This window comes from Streptomyces sp. NPDC107517 (genome assembly GCF_055582645.1).
Genome location: NZ_JBVJPM010000002.1, coordinates 1 through 15,898, shown reverse-complemented (window position 1 = coordinate 15,898; position 15,898 = coordinate 1). Strand labels below are relative to the sequence as shown.

The following is a 15,898-nucleotide window of genomic DNA, read 5'->3' as shown; positions in this document are numbered from 1 at the left end:
GAACCCCCAAGAGCGCCCGCCCCCACGGCTTCCAAGAGCGCCCGCTCCCGCTCCCGCCCGCACGAAAGGGCGGCACCCCCCGCACAAGGGGTACCGCCCTCTCCTTCGGTGCACCGGAGCCGCCGCCTTTCGTGAGGGTCGGGCACCCAGACAACGGCTCCGGAGTTTTGCGGACCGGTTCCTACCGGTGGTCGCTGCCCGTCGACGTCGACGCGGCACGGCCGGCCTCGAGGCGGGCGACCGGGATGCGGAACGGCGAGCAGGAGACGTAGTCCAGGCCGACCTCGTGGAAGAAGTGGACCGACTCCGGGTCACCGCCGTGCTCGCCGCAGACGCCGAGCTTGAGGTCGGGCCGCGTGGCGCGGCCGGCCTCCACGGCGTTGCGTACGAGGCTGCCGACGCCGTCCTTGTCGATGGTCTCGAACGGCGAGACCCCGAAGATGCCCTTCTCCAGGTACGCCGTGAAGAAAGAGGCCTCCACGTCGTCGCGGGAGAAGCCCCAGACGGTCTGCGTCAGGTCGTTCGTGCCGAAGGAGAAGAACTCCGCGGCCTCGGCGATCTGCCCGGCCGTCAGCGCGGCGCGCGGCAGCTCGATCATCGTGCCGAGCGCCAGCTTCAGCTCGACGCCGGTCTGCTCCTGCACCTCGGCGATGACCTGCTCGGCCTCCTCGCGGACGATCTCCAGCTCCTGGACGGTGCCGACGAGCGGAATCATGATCTCGGCGCGCGGGTCGCCCTTGGCGTTCTTGCGCTCCGCGGCGGCCTCGGCGATGGCCCGTACCTGCATGGCGAACAGGCCCGGGATCACGAGGCCGAGGCGGACACCGCGCAGGCCCAGCATCGGGTTCTGCTCGTGCAGGCGGTGCACGGCCTGCAGGAGGCGCAGGTCGTTCTCGTTGGCGTCCTGACGGGACTCGGCGAGCGCGACGCGCACCGACAGCTCGGTGATGTCGGGCAGGAACTCGTGCAGCGGCGGGTCGAGCAGGCGCACCGTCACCGGAAGCCCGTCCATCGCCTCGAACAGCTCGACGAAGTCCTTCTTCTGGAGCGGAAGGAGCTCCTTCAGGGCCTCCTCGCGCTCCGCGTCCGTGTCGGCGAGGATCAGGTGCTCGACCATCTCGCGGCGCTCACCGAGGAACATGTGCTCGGTGCGGCACAGGCCGATGCCCTGCGCACCGAAGCGGCGGGCGCGCAGCGCGTCCTCGGCGTTGTCCGCGTTGGCGCGCACCCGCAGCCGGCGGACGCGGTCCGCGTACGCCATGATCCGGTGCACGGCGCCGACGAGCTCGTCGGCGTCGTCGGCGCCGGCGTGCATGCGGCCCTCGAAGTACTCGACGACCGGGGACGGGACGACCGGCACCTCTCCGAGGTAGACCTTGCCCGTGGAGCCGTCGATGGAGACGACGTCGCCCTCCTCGATGACCTGCCCGCCGACCGTCATCCGGCGGCGCTTGGTGTCGACCTCGAGGTCCTCGGCGCCGCAGACACAGGTCTTGCCCATGCCGCGGGCGACGACGGCGGCGTGCGACGTCTTGCCGCCGCGCGAGGTGAGGATGCCCTCGGCGGCGATCATGCCGTCGAGGTCGTCGGGGTTGGTCTCGCGGCGGATCAGGATGACCTTCTCGCCCGAACGCGACCACTTGACGGCGGTGTACGAGTCGAAGACGGCCTTGCCGACCGCGGCACCCGGGGAAGCGGCGATGCCGCGGCCGATCTTCTGGACCTTCGCGTTCTCGTCGAAGCGCGGGAACATCAGCTGCGCGAGCTGGGCGCCCGTGACGCGCTGGAGCGCCTCGGCCTCGTCGATGAGGCCCTGGTCGACGAGCTGCGTCGCGATGCGGAAGGCGGCACCGGCGGTGCGCTTGCCGACGCGGGTCTGCAGCATCCACAGCTGACCGCGCTCGATCGTGAACTCGATGTCGCAGAGATCCCGGTAGTGGGTCTCGAGCGTCTCCATGATCTCCATGAGCTGGTCGTACGACTTCTTGTCGATCGACTCGAGCTCGGCGAGCGGCACGGTGTTGCGGATGCCCGCGACGACGTCCTCGCCCTGCGCGTTCTGGAGGTAGTCGCCGTACACGCCCTGGTGGCCGGAGGCGGGGTCGCGGGTGAAGGCGACGCCGGTGCCGGAGTCGGGGCCGAGGTTGCCGAAGACCATGGAACAGATGTTGACCGCGGTGCCGAGGTTGCCGGGGATGCGCTCCTGGCGGCGGTAGAGCTTGGCGCGGTCGGTGTTCCAGGAGTCGAAGACCGCGTGGATGGCGAGGTCCATCTGCTCGCGCGGGTCCTGCGGGAAGTCCCGGCCGGCCTCGGTCTTCACGATCTTCTTGAAGCGGGTGACCAGCTTCTTGAGGTCGGAGGCGTCGAGGTCGGTGTCGACCGTGACCTTCTTGGCGGCCTTGGCCTTGTCGAGGGCGTCCTCGAAGAGCTCTCCGTCGACGTCCAGGACGGTCTTGCCGAACATCTGGATGAGGCGCCGGTAGGAGTCCCAGGCGAACCGCTCGTCGCCGGACTGCTTGACGAGGCCGAGGACGGACTTGTCGGAGAGTCCGATGTTGAGGACGGTGTCCATCATGCCGGGCATGGAGAACTTCGCGCCCGAACGGACCGACACCAGAAGGGGGTTGTCGGCCTGGCCGAGCTTCTTGCCCATCTTCTGCTCGAGGGCGTCGAGGTGCGCACTCACCTCGTCACGCAGTGCCACCGGCTCTTCGCCACTGTCGAGGTAGACCTTGCAGGCCTCCGTGGTGATGACGAAGCCGGGAGGAACCGGCAGACCGAGATTGGTCATCTCGGCGAGGTTCGCGCCCTTCCCGCCCAGGAGGTCCTTGAGGTCCTTGTTTCCCTCGGTGAAGTCGTAAACGAACTTCACTACGTGGGGATCCTTGTTTTCCGACACGGGTCTCGACTCCTCGATGACTCGGTGGCTGCCCTGACGGCGAGGAACATACCCAGATCGAAGGCATCTGGGTACGTCCACTTGTGCGTCATACGGCCGTAACCACCCGTCCGCCGCTAGATCGAAAGTAACTAATGGATAGCGGCACTCAAGAGCTTGCGTTCATTTCTTGAACACACAACCCCCGTAGACCCCGAATATCGCTCAGGTGAGCATGCTCAACACTCATGTGAGTTCAAGTCGTAAATGATCGAGCGATGGCACTCAGTGCCATGCCTTAGAAATGTACAGTCGCCTTCAAGGTGCTCATCTGAGCGCTACCCCTATCAGGGGTGGCGAGAATCACGCCGTTTCCGGGCCCCGCGATGTCAGTATCCGGACGCGAGGCGGGCGTTCACAGGCCGAGCGCCGCGAGCCGTTCCTCCGCCCGGTCCGGCGCGTAGAGGTGCTCCACGACCAGCGCACCCGCCCCCACCAGGGCAGACCGCTCACCGAGCTGCGCGGTCACCACGTCCAGATGAGCGGTGGAGCGCGGCAGGGCCCGCTGATAGAGCAGTTCGCGTACGCCCGTGAGGAAGGGAGTTCCGGCCAGATCCCCGGCGATCATCAGGACCCCCGGGTTGAGCAGGGTCACCACCGTCGCCAGGACCTCGCCCACGCTGCGCCCGGCCTCCCGTGCCAGACGCACCGCTTCGGGGTGCCCCTCGGCGAGCAGCTCCCGCACATCCGATCCCGACTCCGCCGGCACCCCGGCCTCGGTGAGCCGGCGCGCAACGGCGCGCCCGCTGGCCACCGCGGCCAGGCACCCGTACGAGCCGCACCGGCACAGCGCGCCCGCGCCCTCGGGCACCCGGATGTGCCCTATGTCGCCCGCTCCCCCGTCGATGCCCCGGTAGATCCGGCCGCCGACGACGACGCCGGCGCCGATGCCGGTGGACACCTTGACGAGGGCGAAGGCCGCGCAGTCCGGGTGTCCGGTGCGCTGCTCTCCGTAGGCCATCAGGTTGGCGTCGTTGTCCACGAGAACGGGGACGCCGCCTGCGCCGTCTGCATCACCCGCGTCACGCACGCCACCGCCGCCCGTCTGTTCGGCGAAGGCGCGGCCCAGGCGGCCCCTGATGTCGTAGCCGTCCCAGCCCGGCATGATCGGCGGCTGCACGACGCGGCCCGTGGCACTGTCCACGGGACCCGGGACCCCGAGCCCGATGCCGCACACCGCGTCCGCGGTCCGCCCGGCCTCCTTCAGCAGCCCGGCGAACCAGCCGCCGAGTGCGTCGAGCACCCGCTCCGGCCCCTCGTCGACGGACAGGGCGCCGGAGCGCTCGGCGAGCAGCTCGCCGGTGAGGGTGAGGACGGCGGCGCGCGCGTGCCGGGTGTCGAGGGAGACGGCGAGCACGACCGCGTGGGCGTCGTCGAACTCCAGGCGCAGGGAGGGCCGCCCGCCCGTCGGCGACCCGGCGGGACCGCCCGCGCCCTCCCGCAGCCAGCCCGCCCGGAAGAGCCGGTCGAGGCGCTGGCCGACGGTGGCCCTGGAGAGCCCGGTGGCCTCCTGGAGCGCACCGCGCGTGGTCGCCCGGCCACTGCGCACGAGGTGCAGCAGATCCCCGGCACTCGCCTGGCTCCGCGGCCGCTCTCTCGTCCGGTCCCCGGCCATTCGCACCCCTTGCGTTCATCAACTGCGCGTTACATATTGGGTTTTGCTGGTTAAGTAGGCGTAACTCTATGCTGGATACGGCTTAACTGACAGACCGTGGGAGTTCGTGTGGACCGCACAACCCGGCGGACCGGTGCGGCTGTGCGCCGCGCCCCCGACGCCGTCGCCGCGCCCTCGCTCGAGCGGGCCGCGCTGCGCGAGCGGGCGGCACGGGTCCTGGAGACGAACTGGACGGGCACGTCCACGGTCCCCTCCCGCACCCTCTATCCGCACCAGTGGTCATGGGACTCCGCGTTCGTCGCCATCGGGTCACGTCATGTGTCGCCGCTGCGCGCCCAGTTGGAGCTGGAGACGCTGTTCGACGCGCAGTGGGGCGACGGCCGGGTGCCGCACATCGTGTTCAACCCCTCCGTCCCTCTCGACGCCTACTTTCCCAGCCCCGACTTCTGGCGCTCCTCCACTTCGGGCCGGGCGGCGGGAGCGCCGCGCTCCGTGCAGACCTCCGGCATCGTGCAGCCGCCGGTGCACGCGCTGGCGGCCTGGCTCGTGCACCGCGCCGACCCGGGCCTGTCCCGGTCCCGCTCGTTCCTGGCCCGCGTCTATCCGAAGCTCGCGGCCTGGCACCGCTATCTCCTGCACCGCAGGGACCTGGGCGGCGGCGGCCTCGCCAGCGTGATCCACCCCTGGGAGCAGGGCATGGACAACAGCCCGTGCTGGGACGCCCCGCTGGGCCGGATCGCCCCGGCGCCCGCGCGCGCGTTCCACCGCGCCGACCTGGAGCACGGCGCGCCCGACGACCGCCCCACCGACCTCGACTACGGCCGGTACGTGCGCCTGGCGACGGACTACCGGAACGGCCAGTACGCCGACGGACAGGGCGAGTTCGCCGTGGAGGACCCGTCCTTCAACGCCCTCCTGATCGCCTCCGAACACGCCCTCGCCCGCATCGCCTGCGAACTCGGCGCCGCGGGCACGGCCCGCCACGACCGCGCCGAACGCCTCACGGCAGCGCTGGTCGAGCGCCTGTGGGACCCGGCGACGGGCATGTTCTTCTGCCGCGACCTGCGCGGCACGGCCGACGGCCGGCACGCGCCCCGCGCACCGGGACACGGCACACCCCGAACCGCCGCCCGGACCGCACCCCCCGCCCTGATCCCCGAGTACGGCGTCTCGGGCCTGATCCCGCTCATCCTGCCGACGCTCCCCCGGCACGTGACCGCCGGACTGCTGCGCATCGCCCGCGGCCCCCGCTTCGGCCTCGGCACCGCGGTGCGGCTCGTGCCGAGTTACGACCTGACGGGACCGGCCTTCGACCCGCACCGCTACTGGCGCGGACCGGCCTGGTTCAACACGAACTGGCTGATCGAGCGCGGCCTGCGCCTCCACGGCGAGCACGCGGAGGCCGAACGCCTGCGCGCCGCGCTGCTCGGCACGGCGCTCGACACGGCCTTCGCCGAATACGTGGATCCGTACACGGGACGCGGCTGCGGCGCGCGCGGCTTCGCCTGGAGCGCCGCGCTCGCCCTGGATCTGCTGCAGGAGCCGCGGGAGCGGCACGAGGGAGGGACCTGGGGATGACGGACCGACAGCATCAACTGCTCGTGCGAGGAGCCACGTTCGCGGCGATCGGCCCCGGCGGCGACATCAGCGGCGTACGCGGATCCGGCTCGCCCGACGGCCTGTTCGTGCGCGACGGCCGGCACCTCAGCCGCTGGCAGCTCACGGCGGACGGCGCCGCACCCGAGGTGCTCACGCCCGCCGGACGGCCGGGCGGAAACGCGGGCGGGCAAACCGGCGCGGTCGAGGGCGTCGCACGCTGCGCGCTGGTGCCGCGCGGCGGCCGCCTGGAGCCGCCCGCGTACACGCTCTTCCGCGAACAGGCCGTGGCGGACGGCGCGTTCGTCGAGACCCTGCAGGTCGTCTCCAACCGCGCGGCGCCGACGACGGTGCGGCTCGCGCTGACCGTCGACGCCGACTTCACCGACCAGTTCGAGCTGCGCGCCGACCACCGCACCTACACGAAGACCGGCGCGGTCCGCTCCCGGTCGGTCCTGGAGGACGGCGTCCGGTTCGGCTACCGGCGGGGCGAGTGGCGCTCGTCGACCACAGTGACCGCGGAGCCCGCGCCCGACGCCGTCGAGGAGACCGGCACCGGCGCCCGCCGCCTCGTCTGGTCCCTCGAACTGGCCGGGCACGGCACGGCCGACCTGAACCTGCGCGTCGCGGCCCGCCCGCACGGCGCCCCCCACACCCCGGTGCCCGCGTCCCCCGCCGACGCGGCGGCCGAACTCGCCGCGCGCACCGAGGAGTTCACCCGGGACGTCACCCTGCCCGCCGCCTGGCCCGGACTCGCCGCGGCGTGCACGAGGGGCCTGGCCGACCTGGCCGTGCTCCAGGTCCCGGCCACCGGCCCGGACGGCGAGCGGCTGAGCGTGCCGGGCGCGGGCGTCCCCTGGTTCCTCACGCTCCTCGGCCGTGACGCGCTCCTGACCTCCCTGTTCGCCCTCCCTTACCGGCCGGGGCTCGCCGCCGCGACACTGCCGGTGCTCGCCGCGACGCAGGCCACGGAGTCCACCGAGGGCGCCGTGGCCCAGCCCGGCAAGATCGTCCACGAGGTGCGGCACGGCGAGCTGGCGCACTTCGGCCAGGTCCCCTTCGCCCGCTACTACGGCTCTGTCGACGCGACGCCCCTCTTCCTCGTCCTGCTCGGCGCGTACACGGACCGGACCGGTGACGTGGCGACGGCCCGCCGCCTCGAACCGCACGCGCGGGCCGCCGTCAGCTGGATGCTCGACCACGGCGGACTCACCTCGCGCGGCTACCTCGTCTACCGCGCCGACCGCGGCGGCCTCGCCAACCAGAACTGGAAGGACTCACCGGGCGCCATCTGCTCGGCCGACGGCAGCCGCCCCACGGGACCCGTGACGGCGGCGGGCGCCCAGGGCTACGCGTACGACGCGCTGCGCCGCACGGCCGCGCTCGCTCGCACGGCCTGGGACGACCCGGTGTACGCGGACCTTCTGGAGCAGGCGGCGACGGATCTGCGGGACCGGTTCCAGCGGGACTTCTGGATGGCGGACCGCGCGTTCCCCGCGCTCGCCCTGGACGGCGAGGGGCGGCACGTCGACGCGCTGGCGTCCGACGCGGGCCACCTCCTGTGGTCGGGCCTGCTCGACAAGGAGTACGGGGAAGTGGTCGGCCGGCGTCTCCTGGAGCCCGACTTCTTCTCCGGCTGGGGGGTGCGCACGCTCGCCGCCGGTCAGGCCGCCTACCACCCGCTCTCGTACCACCGGGGCTCGGTGTGGCCGCACGACAACGCGCTGATCGCGCTCGGGCTCGCCCGCTACGGGCTGCACGACGAGGCGCGGACGGTGGCGAACGCGCTGGTGGAGGCCGCAGCGGCCTCCGGCCACCGGTTGCCCGAGGTGCTCGCCGGGTACGCGCGGGAGTCGTACCCGGCGCCCGTCCCCTACCCGCACGCGTGCGAACGCGAGTCACGGTCGGCGGCGGCACCGCTCGCGCTGCTCACGGCGGTCTTCTAGCGACGGGGGTCTCGGGGGCGGCCGGCGGGCCGTGGCCTTCAGCCGGTCGCGGCGCTTGAGCGACCGGGAGCCCGGGAGTCCGGGAGTCCGACAACTCCCCCGGCCGCCGGTCACCCCCCGGACGTGTCCAGCTCCGCGTCCTCACTGACGCCCGCGCAGTCCCACGGGTCCTTGAGCCAGCCGTCCGGCAGCACCACCCGGTTGTTGCCGGACGTACGGCCGCGAGGCCCGTCCGCGCCCACGGGCCACGCCTGGTCGAGGTCCAGCTCGTCGAGCCCCGCGCGCAGCTCGTCGAGCGACGACGTGACGGCGAGCCGCTTGCGCATCTCGGAACCGACCGAGAAGCCCTTCAGATACCAGGCCACGTGCTTACGGAAGTCGATGACACCGCGTGCCTCGTCGCCGATCCACTCGCCGAGCAGCCCGGCGTGCCGCACCATCGCGTCGGCGACCTTGCGCAGGTCGGGCGCGGCGGGCGCGCCCGTGCCCTCGAAGGCGGCGACGAGATCACCGAACAGCCACGGCCGCCCCAGGCAGCCGCGCCCCACCACGACACCGTCGCAGCCGGTCTCGCGCATCATCCGCACCGCGTCGTCGGCGCACCAGATGTCGCCGTTGCCGAGGACGGGAATCTCCGGGACGTGCTCCTTCAGGCGCGCGATGGCGTCCCAGTCGGCCGTGCCGCCGTAGTGCTGCGCCGCGGTCCGCCCGTGCAGGGCGATCGCGGTGACGCCCTCCTCGACGGCGATCCGGCCCGCGTCGAGGAAGGTGATGTGGTCGTCGTCGATGCCCTTGCGCATCTTCATCGTGACCGGCAGGTCCCCGGCCCCGCTGACGGCCTCCTTCAGGATGGCCCGCAGCAGATTCCGCTTGTACGGGAGCGCGGAGCCGCCGCCCTTGCGCGTCACCTTGGGGACCGGGCAGCCGAAGTTCAGGTCGATGTGATCGGCAAGATCCTCTTCGGCGATCATGCGGACGGCCTTGCCGACGGTCGCCGGATCGACGCCGTACAGCTGGATCGACCGGGGCTGCTCACTCGCGTCGAAGCGAATCAGCTGCATGGTCTTCTCGTTGCGCTCGACCAGCGCCCGCGTCGTGATCATCTCGCTCACGAAGAGGCCCTTGCCGCCGGAGTACTCCCGGCACAGGGTACGGAAAGGCGCGTTCGTGATCCCGGCCATGGGCGCGAGGACCACGGGCGGCTGCACGAGGTGCGGACCGATGGTGAGCTGCTGGGACATCGGGCGGGCTCTCCGGAATCGTGGGGCGGTGGGCAGGGGCGGTTCTCCATTGTCCCCCACCTGGCGGACAGCCCCGCCCAGGGTTGTCCCCCACCTGGCGGACGCCCCCGCCCAGGGTTGTCCCCGACCTGGCGGGCGCGCCCGCGCACGGTCGGGCTACCGTCGGATACATGCCTGCCCCACTGACTCCCCGCCGGCGGATGCTCGTCCTCGCGATCTGCTGCATGAGCCTGCTGATCGTCAGCCTCGACAACACCGTCCTGAACGTCGCACTGCCGAGCATGCAGAAGGAGTTCGGCGCGAGCGTCTCCGGCATGCAGTGGACCATCGACGCGTACACGCTGGTCCTCGCTTCGCTCCTGATGCTGGCGGGCTCGACGGCCGACCGGATCGGGCGCCGCCGGGTCTTCAAGGCCGGCCTGGTGATCTTCACCGTGGGCTCGGTGCTGTGCTCGGTGGCGCCGAACCTGGAGTCCCTCATCGTGTTCCGCATGGTCCAGGCGGTCGGCGGCTCGATGCTCAACCCCGTCGCCATGTCGATCATCACCAACACCTTCACCGAGCCCCGCGAACGCGCCCGGGCCATCGGCGTCTGGGGCGGCGTCGTCGGCATCTCCATGGCCGCGGGCCCCATCGTGGGCGGCGTCCTCGTCGACTCGGTCGGCTGGCGGTCCATCTTCTGGATCAACCTGCCGGTGGGCCTCGCCGCCCTCCTGCTGACCATGCGCTACGTCCCCGAGTCCCGTGCCCCCAAGCCGCGCCGCACGGACCCGATCGGGCAGCTCCTCGTCATGGTGCTCCTCGGCTCACTCACGTACGCGATCATCGAGGCCCCCGGAGCGGGCTTGACGTCTCCCACCATCGTGACGTTCGCGCTGCTCTCCCTCGCGGCCCTCGTCGGACTGATCGCCTACGAGCCGCGCCGCACCGAACCCCTCATCGACCTGCGCTTCTTCCGCTCGGCACCCTTCAGCGGCGCCACGGTGATAGCGATCAGCGCGTTCGCCTCGCTCGGCGGCTTCCTGTTCCTGTCGACGCTCTACCTGCAGAACGTACGCGGCCTCAACGCCCTGGACGCCGGCCTGTGGATGCTGCCGATGGCGGCCATGACCCTGGTGTGCGCTCCGGTCTCCGGCCGCATCGTCGGAAACCGCGGCCCGCGGATCCCGCTGCTCGTCGCGGGCATCGCGATGACGGCGAGCGGCCTCCTGTTCGCCGCGTTCGAGGCGGAGACGTCGAACGTGCCCCGCTTCATCGGCTACGTCCTGTTCGGCCTCGGGTTCGGCTTCGTCAACGCCCCCATCACGAACACGGCCGTCTCCGGCATGCCCCGCGCCCAGGCGGGCGTCGCCGCCGCGGTGGCCTCCACCAGCCGGCAGATCGGCCAGACCCTCGGCGTCGCCGTCATCGGCGCGGTCCTCGCGTCAGGCGTCGCGGGGGCCGTCGGCACATCGGCGTACTCGGCCACGTTCGTCGACGCGAGCCGCGGCGGCTGGTGGATCATCGTGGGCTGCGGCCTCGCCGTACTCCTGATCGGCCTCCTCACCAGCGGCCGCTGGGCCCGCGCCACCGCACAGCGCACCGCCCGCTGCCTGGAGCAGCCGGAAATCCAGGAGGCCACGGCGGGCGCCAGCTCCTGAAGCCACCACCACCGGCCACGGCGGTCCCGTTCCCAGGCCGTCCTCCTCACCGGCCGCCCGGCACCTCGCCGGAACAACCGGAGACTCAGGAGGCCACAGCACTCAGGAGGCCACGGCGAGCGCCAGCTCCTGCAGCCGGTCGAGCCGCTCCCGCGACTCCTCGTCGGCGGGCGTGTACGTCACCAGTCGGGCCCCCTGGTCCGGGCCGAGCCACAGATCGGTGTGGACCAGGGACAGCGGCCCGACGTGCGCGTTGCGGAAGTACTTCGTCTTGCTGCGCGTGCCCACCACCTCGTGCAGCTGCCACGCCTCACGGAACTCCGGCGACTCGTCCTCCAGCCGCTTGAGCAGCAACTCCCAGGCGGGCTCACCCAGATGACCGGCCATCGCCCCCCGGAACTTGGCCGCCATCAGCCGGATGGTGTCCTCCAGGAACACGAACGACTTCCGCCACTGCTCGTTCGTGCAGATCAGCACCATGCAGTTACGGTCCTCGGGCGCCACCGTGTCCAGGTCGCACAACAGCCGCCCGTACGTGCGGTTGTACGCGAGGATGTCGTACCGGCTGTTCTGGACGCACGCGGGAAGCGGCTCCAGCTTCTCCAGCATCAGCCGCAGCGCCGGCGTGACGGTCTGACAGATCGCCGCGGGCGACGGATCGACGGCCCCGGCGAGCTGGAAGAGATGCGCGCGCTCACTCGCGTCGAGGAGCAGCGTGCGGGCCAGCGCGTCCAGGACCTGCACCGACACCTGGATGTCCCGCGCCTGCTCGAGCCACGTGTACCAGGTGACCCCGACCGAGGACAGCTGCGCGATCTCCTCACGCCGCAGCCCGGGGGTACGCCGACGCCGACCGCGCGGCAGCCCGACCTGCTCGGGGGTGATGCGGGCGCGACGGCTGCGCAGAAAGTCGGCCAGCTCATGCCGCCGGATCTCGGACTCGCGCTTGGGCGACTCGATCGGGGACGCCACCTGCCCGGGCCCTCCGGCCTTCGCCCGAGCCGGGGCCTCCGTCTCCGCCTCGGCCCGCGCCCGTCCCTCTGCCGCAGTCGTCGTAGTGATCCGCGCCATCGTGTTCATGCCTCCAGCCTGCCGCGCCACGGAGCCTGTTGCCAGGTAGTCCTTCTACCAGGATAAGGACACTCTGGTACCAGTCTGAGCGCCGGACGACTCTGGTACCCATGACCGGAACCGGGACCCGTTCCCTCTCTGTCGCCACCACAGCCCGCTCCGCCACGGCCCCACCGGCACTCGGCGGACTCGGGCTCTTCACCGTGCTCCTGGGCGCGGCGCTCCCTCTCATCGACTTCTTCATCGTGAACGTCGCCCTGCCCACCATCGGCCACGACCTGGCCGCGGGCGAGGCGCTCCTCGAACTCGTCGTCGCCGGCTACGGACTCGCGTACGCCGTCCTGCTCGTCCTCGGCGGACGGCTCGGCGACCTCTTCGGCCGGCGCAGGCTGTTCCTCGGCGGCATGATCGCCTTCGGCCTGACCTCGCTGGCCTGCGGCCTCGCCCCCGACGCCTGGACCCTCGTGGCCGCGCGCGTCGCGCAGGGCGCCGCATCGGCCGCGATGCTCCCGCAGGTCCTCGCCACCATCCAGTCGACGACGACGGGCCGGCGCCGGGCGAAGGCCATGGGCCTGTACGGGGCGACGGCGGGCCTGTCCATGGTCGCCGGCCAGATCCTGGGCGGCGTCCTCGTCGCAGCGGACGTGTTCGGGACCGGCTGGCGGTCGGTGTTCCTGGTGAACGTTCCCGTGGTCCTCGTCGGCCTCCTCCTGGCCGCCCGCGCCGTCCCCGAGACGCGCTCCCCGCGCCCCGAGCCGGTCGACGGCCCCGGCACGGTGCTCCTCGCCGCGTCCCTGCTCACGCTCCTCGCACCCCTGACCGAGGGCAGGGCGGCGGGCTGGCCCTTGTGGACGTGGCTCTCGCTCGCGGCCTTCCCCTTCCTCGCGTGCGCCTTCTACCAGGTGGAACGTCGTGCGGACCGTCATGGCCGCACCCCACTGGTCCCGCCCAGCCTCTTCGCGCTGGTCTCACTACGCCGCGGCCTGATCATGATCGTGCCGTTCTCCATCGGGTTCAGCGGCTTCATGTTCGTGATCGCGGTGGCGCTCCAGCAGGGCGAACACCTCGGCCCCGTACCGGCGGGCCTGGCCCTCGCGCCCATGGCTGTCGCCTTCTTCGCGGTGTCCCTCGCGGGCCCGCGCCTCATCGCCCGCTACGGCACCCGGATCGTCACCGTGGGCGGCATCATCCAGGGGACCGGCGTCGCCCTGATCGCCCTCGCTGCCTGGCGAACGTGGCCCGACCTAGGCGTCCTGGAACTGATGCCGGGCGCCGCACTCGCGGGCGCGGGCCAAGCACTCCAGCTCCCCATACTGTTCCGGCTCATCCTGTCCGAGGTACCGGCGTCGCGGGCGGGAGTGGGAAGCGGCGTCATGATCACCACCCAGCAGTCAGCCCTGGCCCTCGGCGTAGCCACACTCGGCTCCCTGTTCCTCACCCTGATCCCAAGCCTGGGCACACGAGACGCACTGGTGACGACGCTGCTGGCACAACTGGCAGCCATCGCCCTGACAACGGCACTGAGCCTGAGGCTGCCACGAGTGGTGAGCTGAGGCGGCTGCGCAGCACTGCCCGGAGCTGGCCGCGCACCCAGCGCGACCCGGCGCTCACTCCCACTCCTCGCATGGCAGATGACGCCTCACCCGGCGGACAGGTATCAGGTATCAGGTATCAGGTATCAGGTAACGCATGACAACTGACAGATATTGAAATCTGTCAGTTGTCATGCCATCGTTGAAAGGGAGACACCGAACTGTCGAACTGACAGCACCGATCCAAGGAGCGCCCAATGCCCCCCACCTCTCCCGCCTCCCCCACCCTCAACCCCCGCTCCCTAGGCTCCACCGGCCCTCAGGTCTCCGCCATCGGGCTCGGCTGCATGGGGATGTCCGCGCTCTACGGCGAGGCCGACCGGGGCGAGTCCATCGCCACCATTCACGCGGCCCTCGACGCCGGCATCACCTTGCTGGACACCGGGGATTTCTACGCGATGGGGCACAACGAGATGCTCATCGGAGAGGCCCTGCGGACCGCTCCCGCCGCCCACCGCGAGAAGGCGCTGACCAGCGTGAAGTTCGGCGCTCTCCGGGACCCGGACGGTGGCTGGTCCAGCTACGACGGCCGGCCGGCCGCAGTGAAGAACTTCGCGGCGTACTCGCTCCAGCGCCTCGACGTCGACCACATCGACGTGTACCGGATCGCCCGGGTCGACCCCGACGTACCGATCGAGGAGACCATCGGCGCCATCGCCGAGCTCGTCGAGAAGGGACACGTCAGGCACATCGGCCTGAGCGAGGTCGGCGCCGACACGATCCGGCGGGCCGCGGCCACCGCCCCCATCTCCGATCTGCAGATCGAGTACTCGCTGATCTCCCGCGGCATCGAGGACGCGATCCTGCCGGTCGCCCGCGAGCTCGGCATCGGCGTCACGGCGTACGGAGTCCTCTCGCGCGGTCTGATCTCCGGGCACTTCGGCCGGGACCGCAAGCTCGCCGCGAACGACTTCCGCGGAATGAGCCCGCGCTTCCAGGGCGAGAACCTGCAGCACAACCTGGACCTCGTCGAGTCGCTGCGCAAGATCGCTGAGCAGAAGGGCGCCAGCGTCGCGCAGGTCGCCATCGCCTGGGTCCTCAGCCGCGGCGACGACATCGTGCCCCTGGTCGGCGCCCGTCGCAGGGACCGGCTGACGGAGGCGCTCGGCGCTCTCGACGTCATCCTGGACTCGGCGGATCTCGCCGCCATCGAGGAGGCCGTTCCGGCCGGTGCCGCCGCGGGTGACCGCTATCCCGAGGCACAGATGGCACACCTCGACAGCGAGCGCTGACCGGCGCCCCGGTACGGTCGGCATCATGGCAACCGAGACCCTGACCACCGAGCGCATCCTCGAGGCGACCGAGGAGGTGCTGCGCCGGCACGGTCCCGCCAAGGCGAACGTCGTCGACGTGGCCCGCGCGCTCGGCGTCAGTCACGGCAGCGTCTACCGGCATTTCGGCACGAAGGCACAGTTGCGTGAGGCGGTCACGAAGCGCTGGCTCGACCGCACCACGAACGAACTGCAACTGCTCATGACGAACGGCTCGCTGACGGCGCCCGCCATGCTGCGCCAATGGCTCGCGACCCTGTTCGCGGCCAAGCGCCGCAAGGCGGGCGACGATCCGCAGCTTTTCGCCACCTACCAAGTACTGATCAGCGAGAACAGCCGGGTGGTCGAACTCCACGTCGGTGAGCTGATCATGCAGCTCGACCACATCATTCAGGACGGCATCGCCAGGGGGGAGTTCAGCCTCCCTCACCCCGACCCCGCTCTGACCGCCCGCGCGGTATTCGACGCGACGAATCGCTTCCACGATCCGGCGTACGCGGGTGAGTGGCAGAAGGCCGGCATCGACGAGGAGTTCAGGGCCCTCACGGATCTCGTCCTCCGCGGCCTGAATTCCTGACCGTACCGCCCCTCCGCACAGCATTCGGCCGGGCCCTGAAAAGGGTCCGGCCGAAAAGGGGGCCAACCCCTTAAACGCAGAAAACCCCCGTAACAGGATTCTCATCCGTCACGGGGGTTTTCTTCAAAAATAGTTCGGCGGCGTCCTACTCTCCCACAGGGTCCCCCCTGCAGTACCATCGGCGCTGTGAGGCTTAGCTTCCGGGTTCGGAATGTAACCGGGCGTTTCCCTCACGCTATGACCACCGAAACACTATGAAACTGTCAACCGCACCACGCTCTGTGACAAACGTGGGGTTGTTCGTGGTTTCAGAACCAACACAGTGGACGCGAGCAACTGAGGACAAGCCCTCGGCCTATTAGTACCAGTCACCTCCACCCGTTACCGGGCTTCCAGATCTGGCCTATCAAC

At 71.0% G+C, this 15,898-nt stretch carries 10 protein-coding genes and 1 rRNA gene; 6 read left to right on the top strand and 5 right to left on the bottom strand.

What is annotated here, in order from left to right:
* Positions 1 to 181: 181 nt before the first annotated feature.
* The gene (ppdK, locus tag ACZ67T_RS03800) at positions 182 to 2,899 is read right to left on the bottom strand and encodes a pyruvate, phosphate dikinase (RefSeq protein WP_469981400.1); all 2,718 of its coding nucleotides are present in this window, start codon (positions 2,897 to 2,899) and stop codon (positions 182 to 184) included.
* Between the two features lie 394 nt (positions 2,900 to 3,293).
* Entirely contained in the window at positions 3,294 to 4,553 is a 1,260-nt protein-coding gene (locus ACZ67T_RS03795) for an ROK family protein (RefSeq protein ID WP_469981399.1), read from the bottom strand.
* Between the two features lie 108 nt (positions 4,554 to 4,661).
* On the opposite strand from ACZ67T_RS03795, the gene ACZ67T_RS03790 reads away from it, so the two are divergent.
* Together ACZ67T_RS03790 and ACZ67T_RS03785 are read left to right on the top strand one after the other, a co-directional pair.
* Complete coding sequence (locus ACZ67T_RS03790) at positions 4,662 to 6,131, top strand: MGH1-like glycoside hydrolase domain-containing protein (protein WP_469981398.1); 1,470 nt, start codon at positions 4,662 to 4,664, stop codon at positions 6,129 to 6,131.
* The gene (locus ACZ67T_RS03785; protein WP_469981397.1) at positions 6,128 to 8,095 is read left to right on the top strand and encodes an amylo-alpha-1,6-glucosidase; all 1,968 of its coding nucleotides are present in this window, start codon (positions 6,128 to 6,130) and stop codon (positions 8,093 to 8,095) included. Before ACZ67T_RS03790 ends, ACZ67T_RS03785 begins: the two co-directional genes overlap by 4 nt.
* A gap of 110 nt (positions 8,096 to 8,205) precedes the next feature.
* On the opposite strand, the gene dusB is transcribed toward ACZ67T_RS03785, so the two are convergent.
* Positions 8,206 to 9,336, bottom strand: coding sequence for a tRNA dihydrouridine synthase DusB (gene dusB / locus ACZ67T_RS03780; RefSeq protein WP_469981396.1), 1,131 nt, complete (start codon positions 9,334 to 9,336; stop codon positions 8,206 to 8,208).
* A 170-nt stretch (positions 9,337 to 9,506) separates the two neighbouring features.
* On the opposite strand from dusB, the gene ACZ67T_RS03775 reads away from it, so the two are divergent.
* Positions 9,507 to 10,976: an MFS transporter gene (locus ACZ67T_RS03775; RefSeq protein WP_469981395.1), complete on the top strand. Its 1,470-nt coding sequence runs from the start codon at positions 9,507 to 9,509 to the stop codon at positions 10,974 to 10,976.
* Between the two features lie 102 nt (positions 10,977 to 11,078).
* On the opposite strand, the gene ACZ67T_RS03770 is transcribed toward ACZ67T_RS03775, so the two are convergent.
* Positions 11,079 to 12,056, bottom strand: a complete 978-nt coding sequence (locus ACZ67T_RS03770) for a helix-turn-helix transcriptional regulator (RefSeq protein WP_469981394.1) — start codon at positions 12,054 to 12,056, stop codon at positions 11,079 to 11,081.
* 101 nt (positions 12,057 to 12,157) lie between these two features.
* On the opposite strand from ACZ67T_RS03770, the gene ACZ67T_RS03765 reads away from it, so the two are divergent.
* The 3 genes from ACZ67T_RS03765 (at position 12,158) to ACZ67T_RS03755 (ending at position 15,487) form a co-directional block, all read left to right on the top strand.
* Entirely contained in the window at positions 12,158 to 13,600 is a 1,443-nt protein-coding gene (locus tag ACZ67T_RS03765; RefSeq protein ID WP_469981393.1) for an MFS transporter, read from the top strand.
* Positions 13,601 to 13,836: 236 nt separating this feature from the next.
* Positions 13,837 to 14,871: an aldo/keto reductase gene (locus tag ACZ67T_RS03760; protein WP_469981392.1), complete on the top strand. Its 1,035-nt coding sequence runs from the start codon at positions 13,837 to 13,839 to the stop codon at positions 14,869 to 14,871.
* A gap of 25 nt (positions 14,872 to 14,896) precedes the next feature.
* Complete coding sequence (locus tag ACZ67T_RS03755) at positions 14,897 to 15,487, top strand: TetR/AcrR family transcriptional regulator (protein WP_469981391.1); 591 nt, start codon at positions 14,897 to 14,899, stop codon at positions 15,485 to 15,487.
* A 132-nt stretch (positions 15,488 to 15,619) separates the two neighbouring features.
* Here the strand turns inward: ACZ67T_RS03755 and rrf are convergent.
* Positions 15,620 to 15,736, bottom strand: a 5S ribosomal RNA gene (gene rrf / locus ACZ67T_RS03750).
* Positions 15,737 to 15,898: the final 162 nt, after the last annotated feature.

What these genes read in the sequence shown, in the direction of transcription:
- ACZ67T_RS03795 (WP_469981399.1), bottom strand. Translation starts at nt 4,553, where the DNA reads ATGGCCGGGGACCGGACGAGAGAGCGGCCGCGGAGCCAGGCGAGTGCC.
- ACZ67T_RS03765 (WP_469981393.1), top strand. Translation starts at nt 12,158, where the DNA reads ATGACCGGAACCGGGACCCGTTCCCTCTCTGTCGCCACCACAGCCCGC.
- ACZ67T_RS03775 (WP_469981395.1), top strand. Translation starts at nt 9,507, where the DNA reads ATGCCTGCCCCACTGACTCCCCGCCGGCGGATGCTCGTCCTCGCGATC.
- dusB (WP_469981396.1), bottom strand. Translation starts at nt 9,336, where the DNA reads ATGTCCCAGCAGCTCACCATCGGTCCGCACCTCGTGCAGCCGCCCGTG.
- ACZ67T_RS03770 (WP_469981394.1), bottom strand. Translation starts at nt 12,056, where the DNA reads ATGAACACGATGGCGCGGATCACTACGACGACTGCGGCAGAGGGACGG.
- ACZ67T_RS03785 (WP_469981397.1), top strand. Translation starts at nt 6,128, where the DNA reads ATGACGGACCGACAGCATCAACTGCTCGTGCGAGGAGCCACGTTCGCG.
- ACZ67T_RS03755 (WP_469981391.1), top strand. Translation starts at nt 14,897, where the DNA reads ATGGCAACCGAGACCCTGACCACCGAGCGCATCCTCGAGGCGACCGAG.
- ACZ67T_RS03760 (WP_469981392.1), top strand. Translation starts at nt 13,837, where the DNA reads ATGCCCCCCACCTCTCCCGCCTCCCCCACCCTCAACCCCCGCTCCCTA.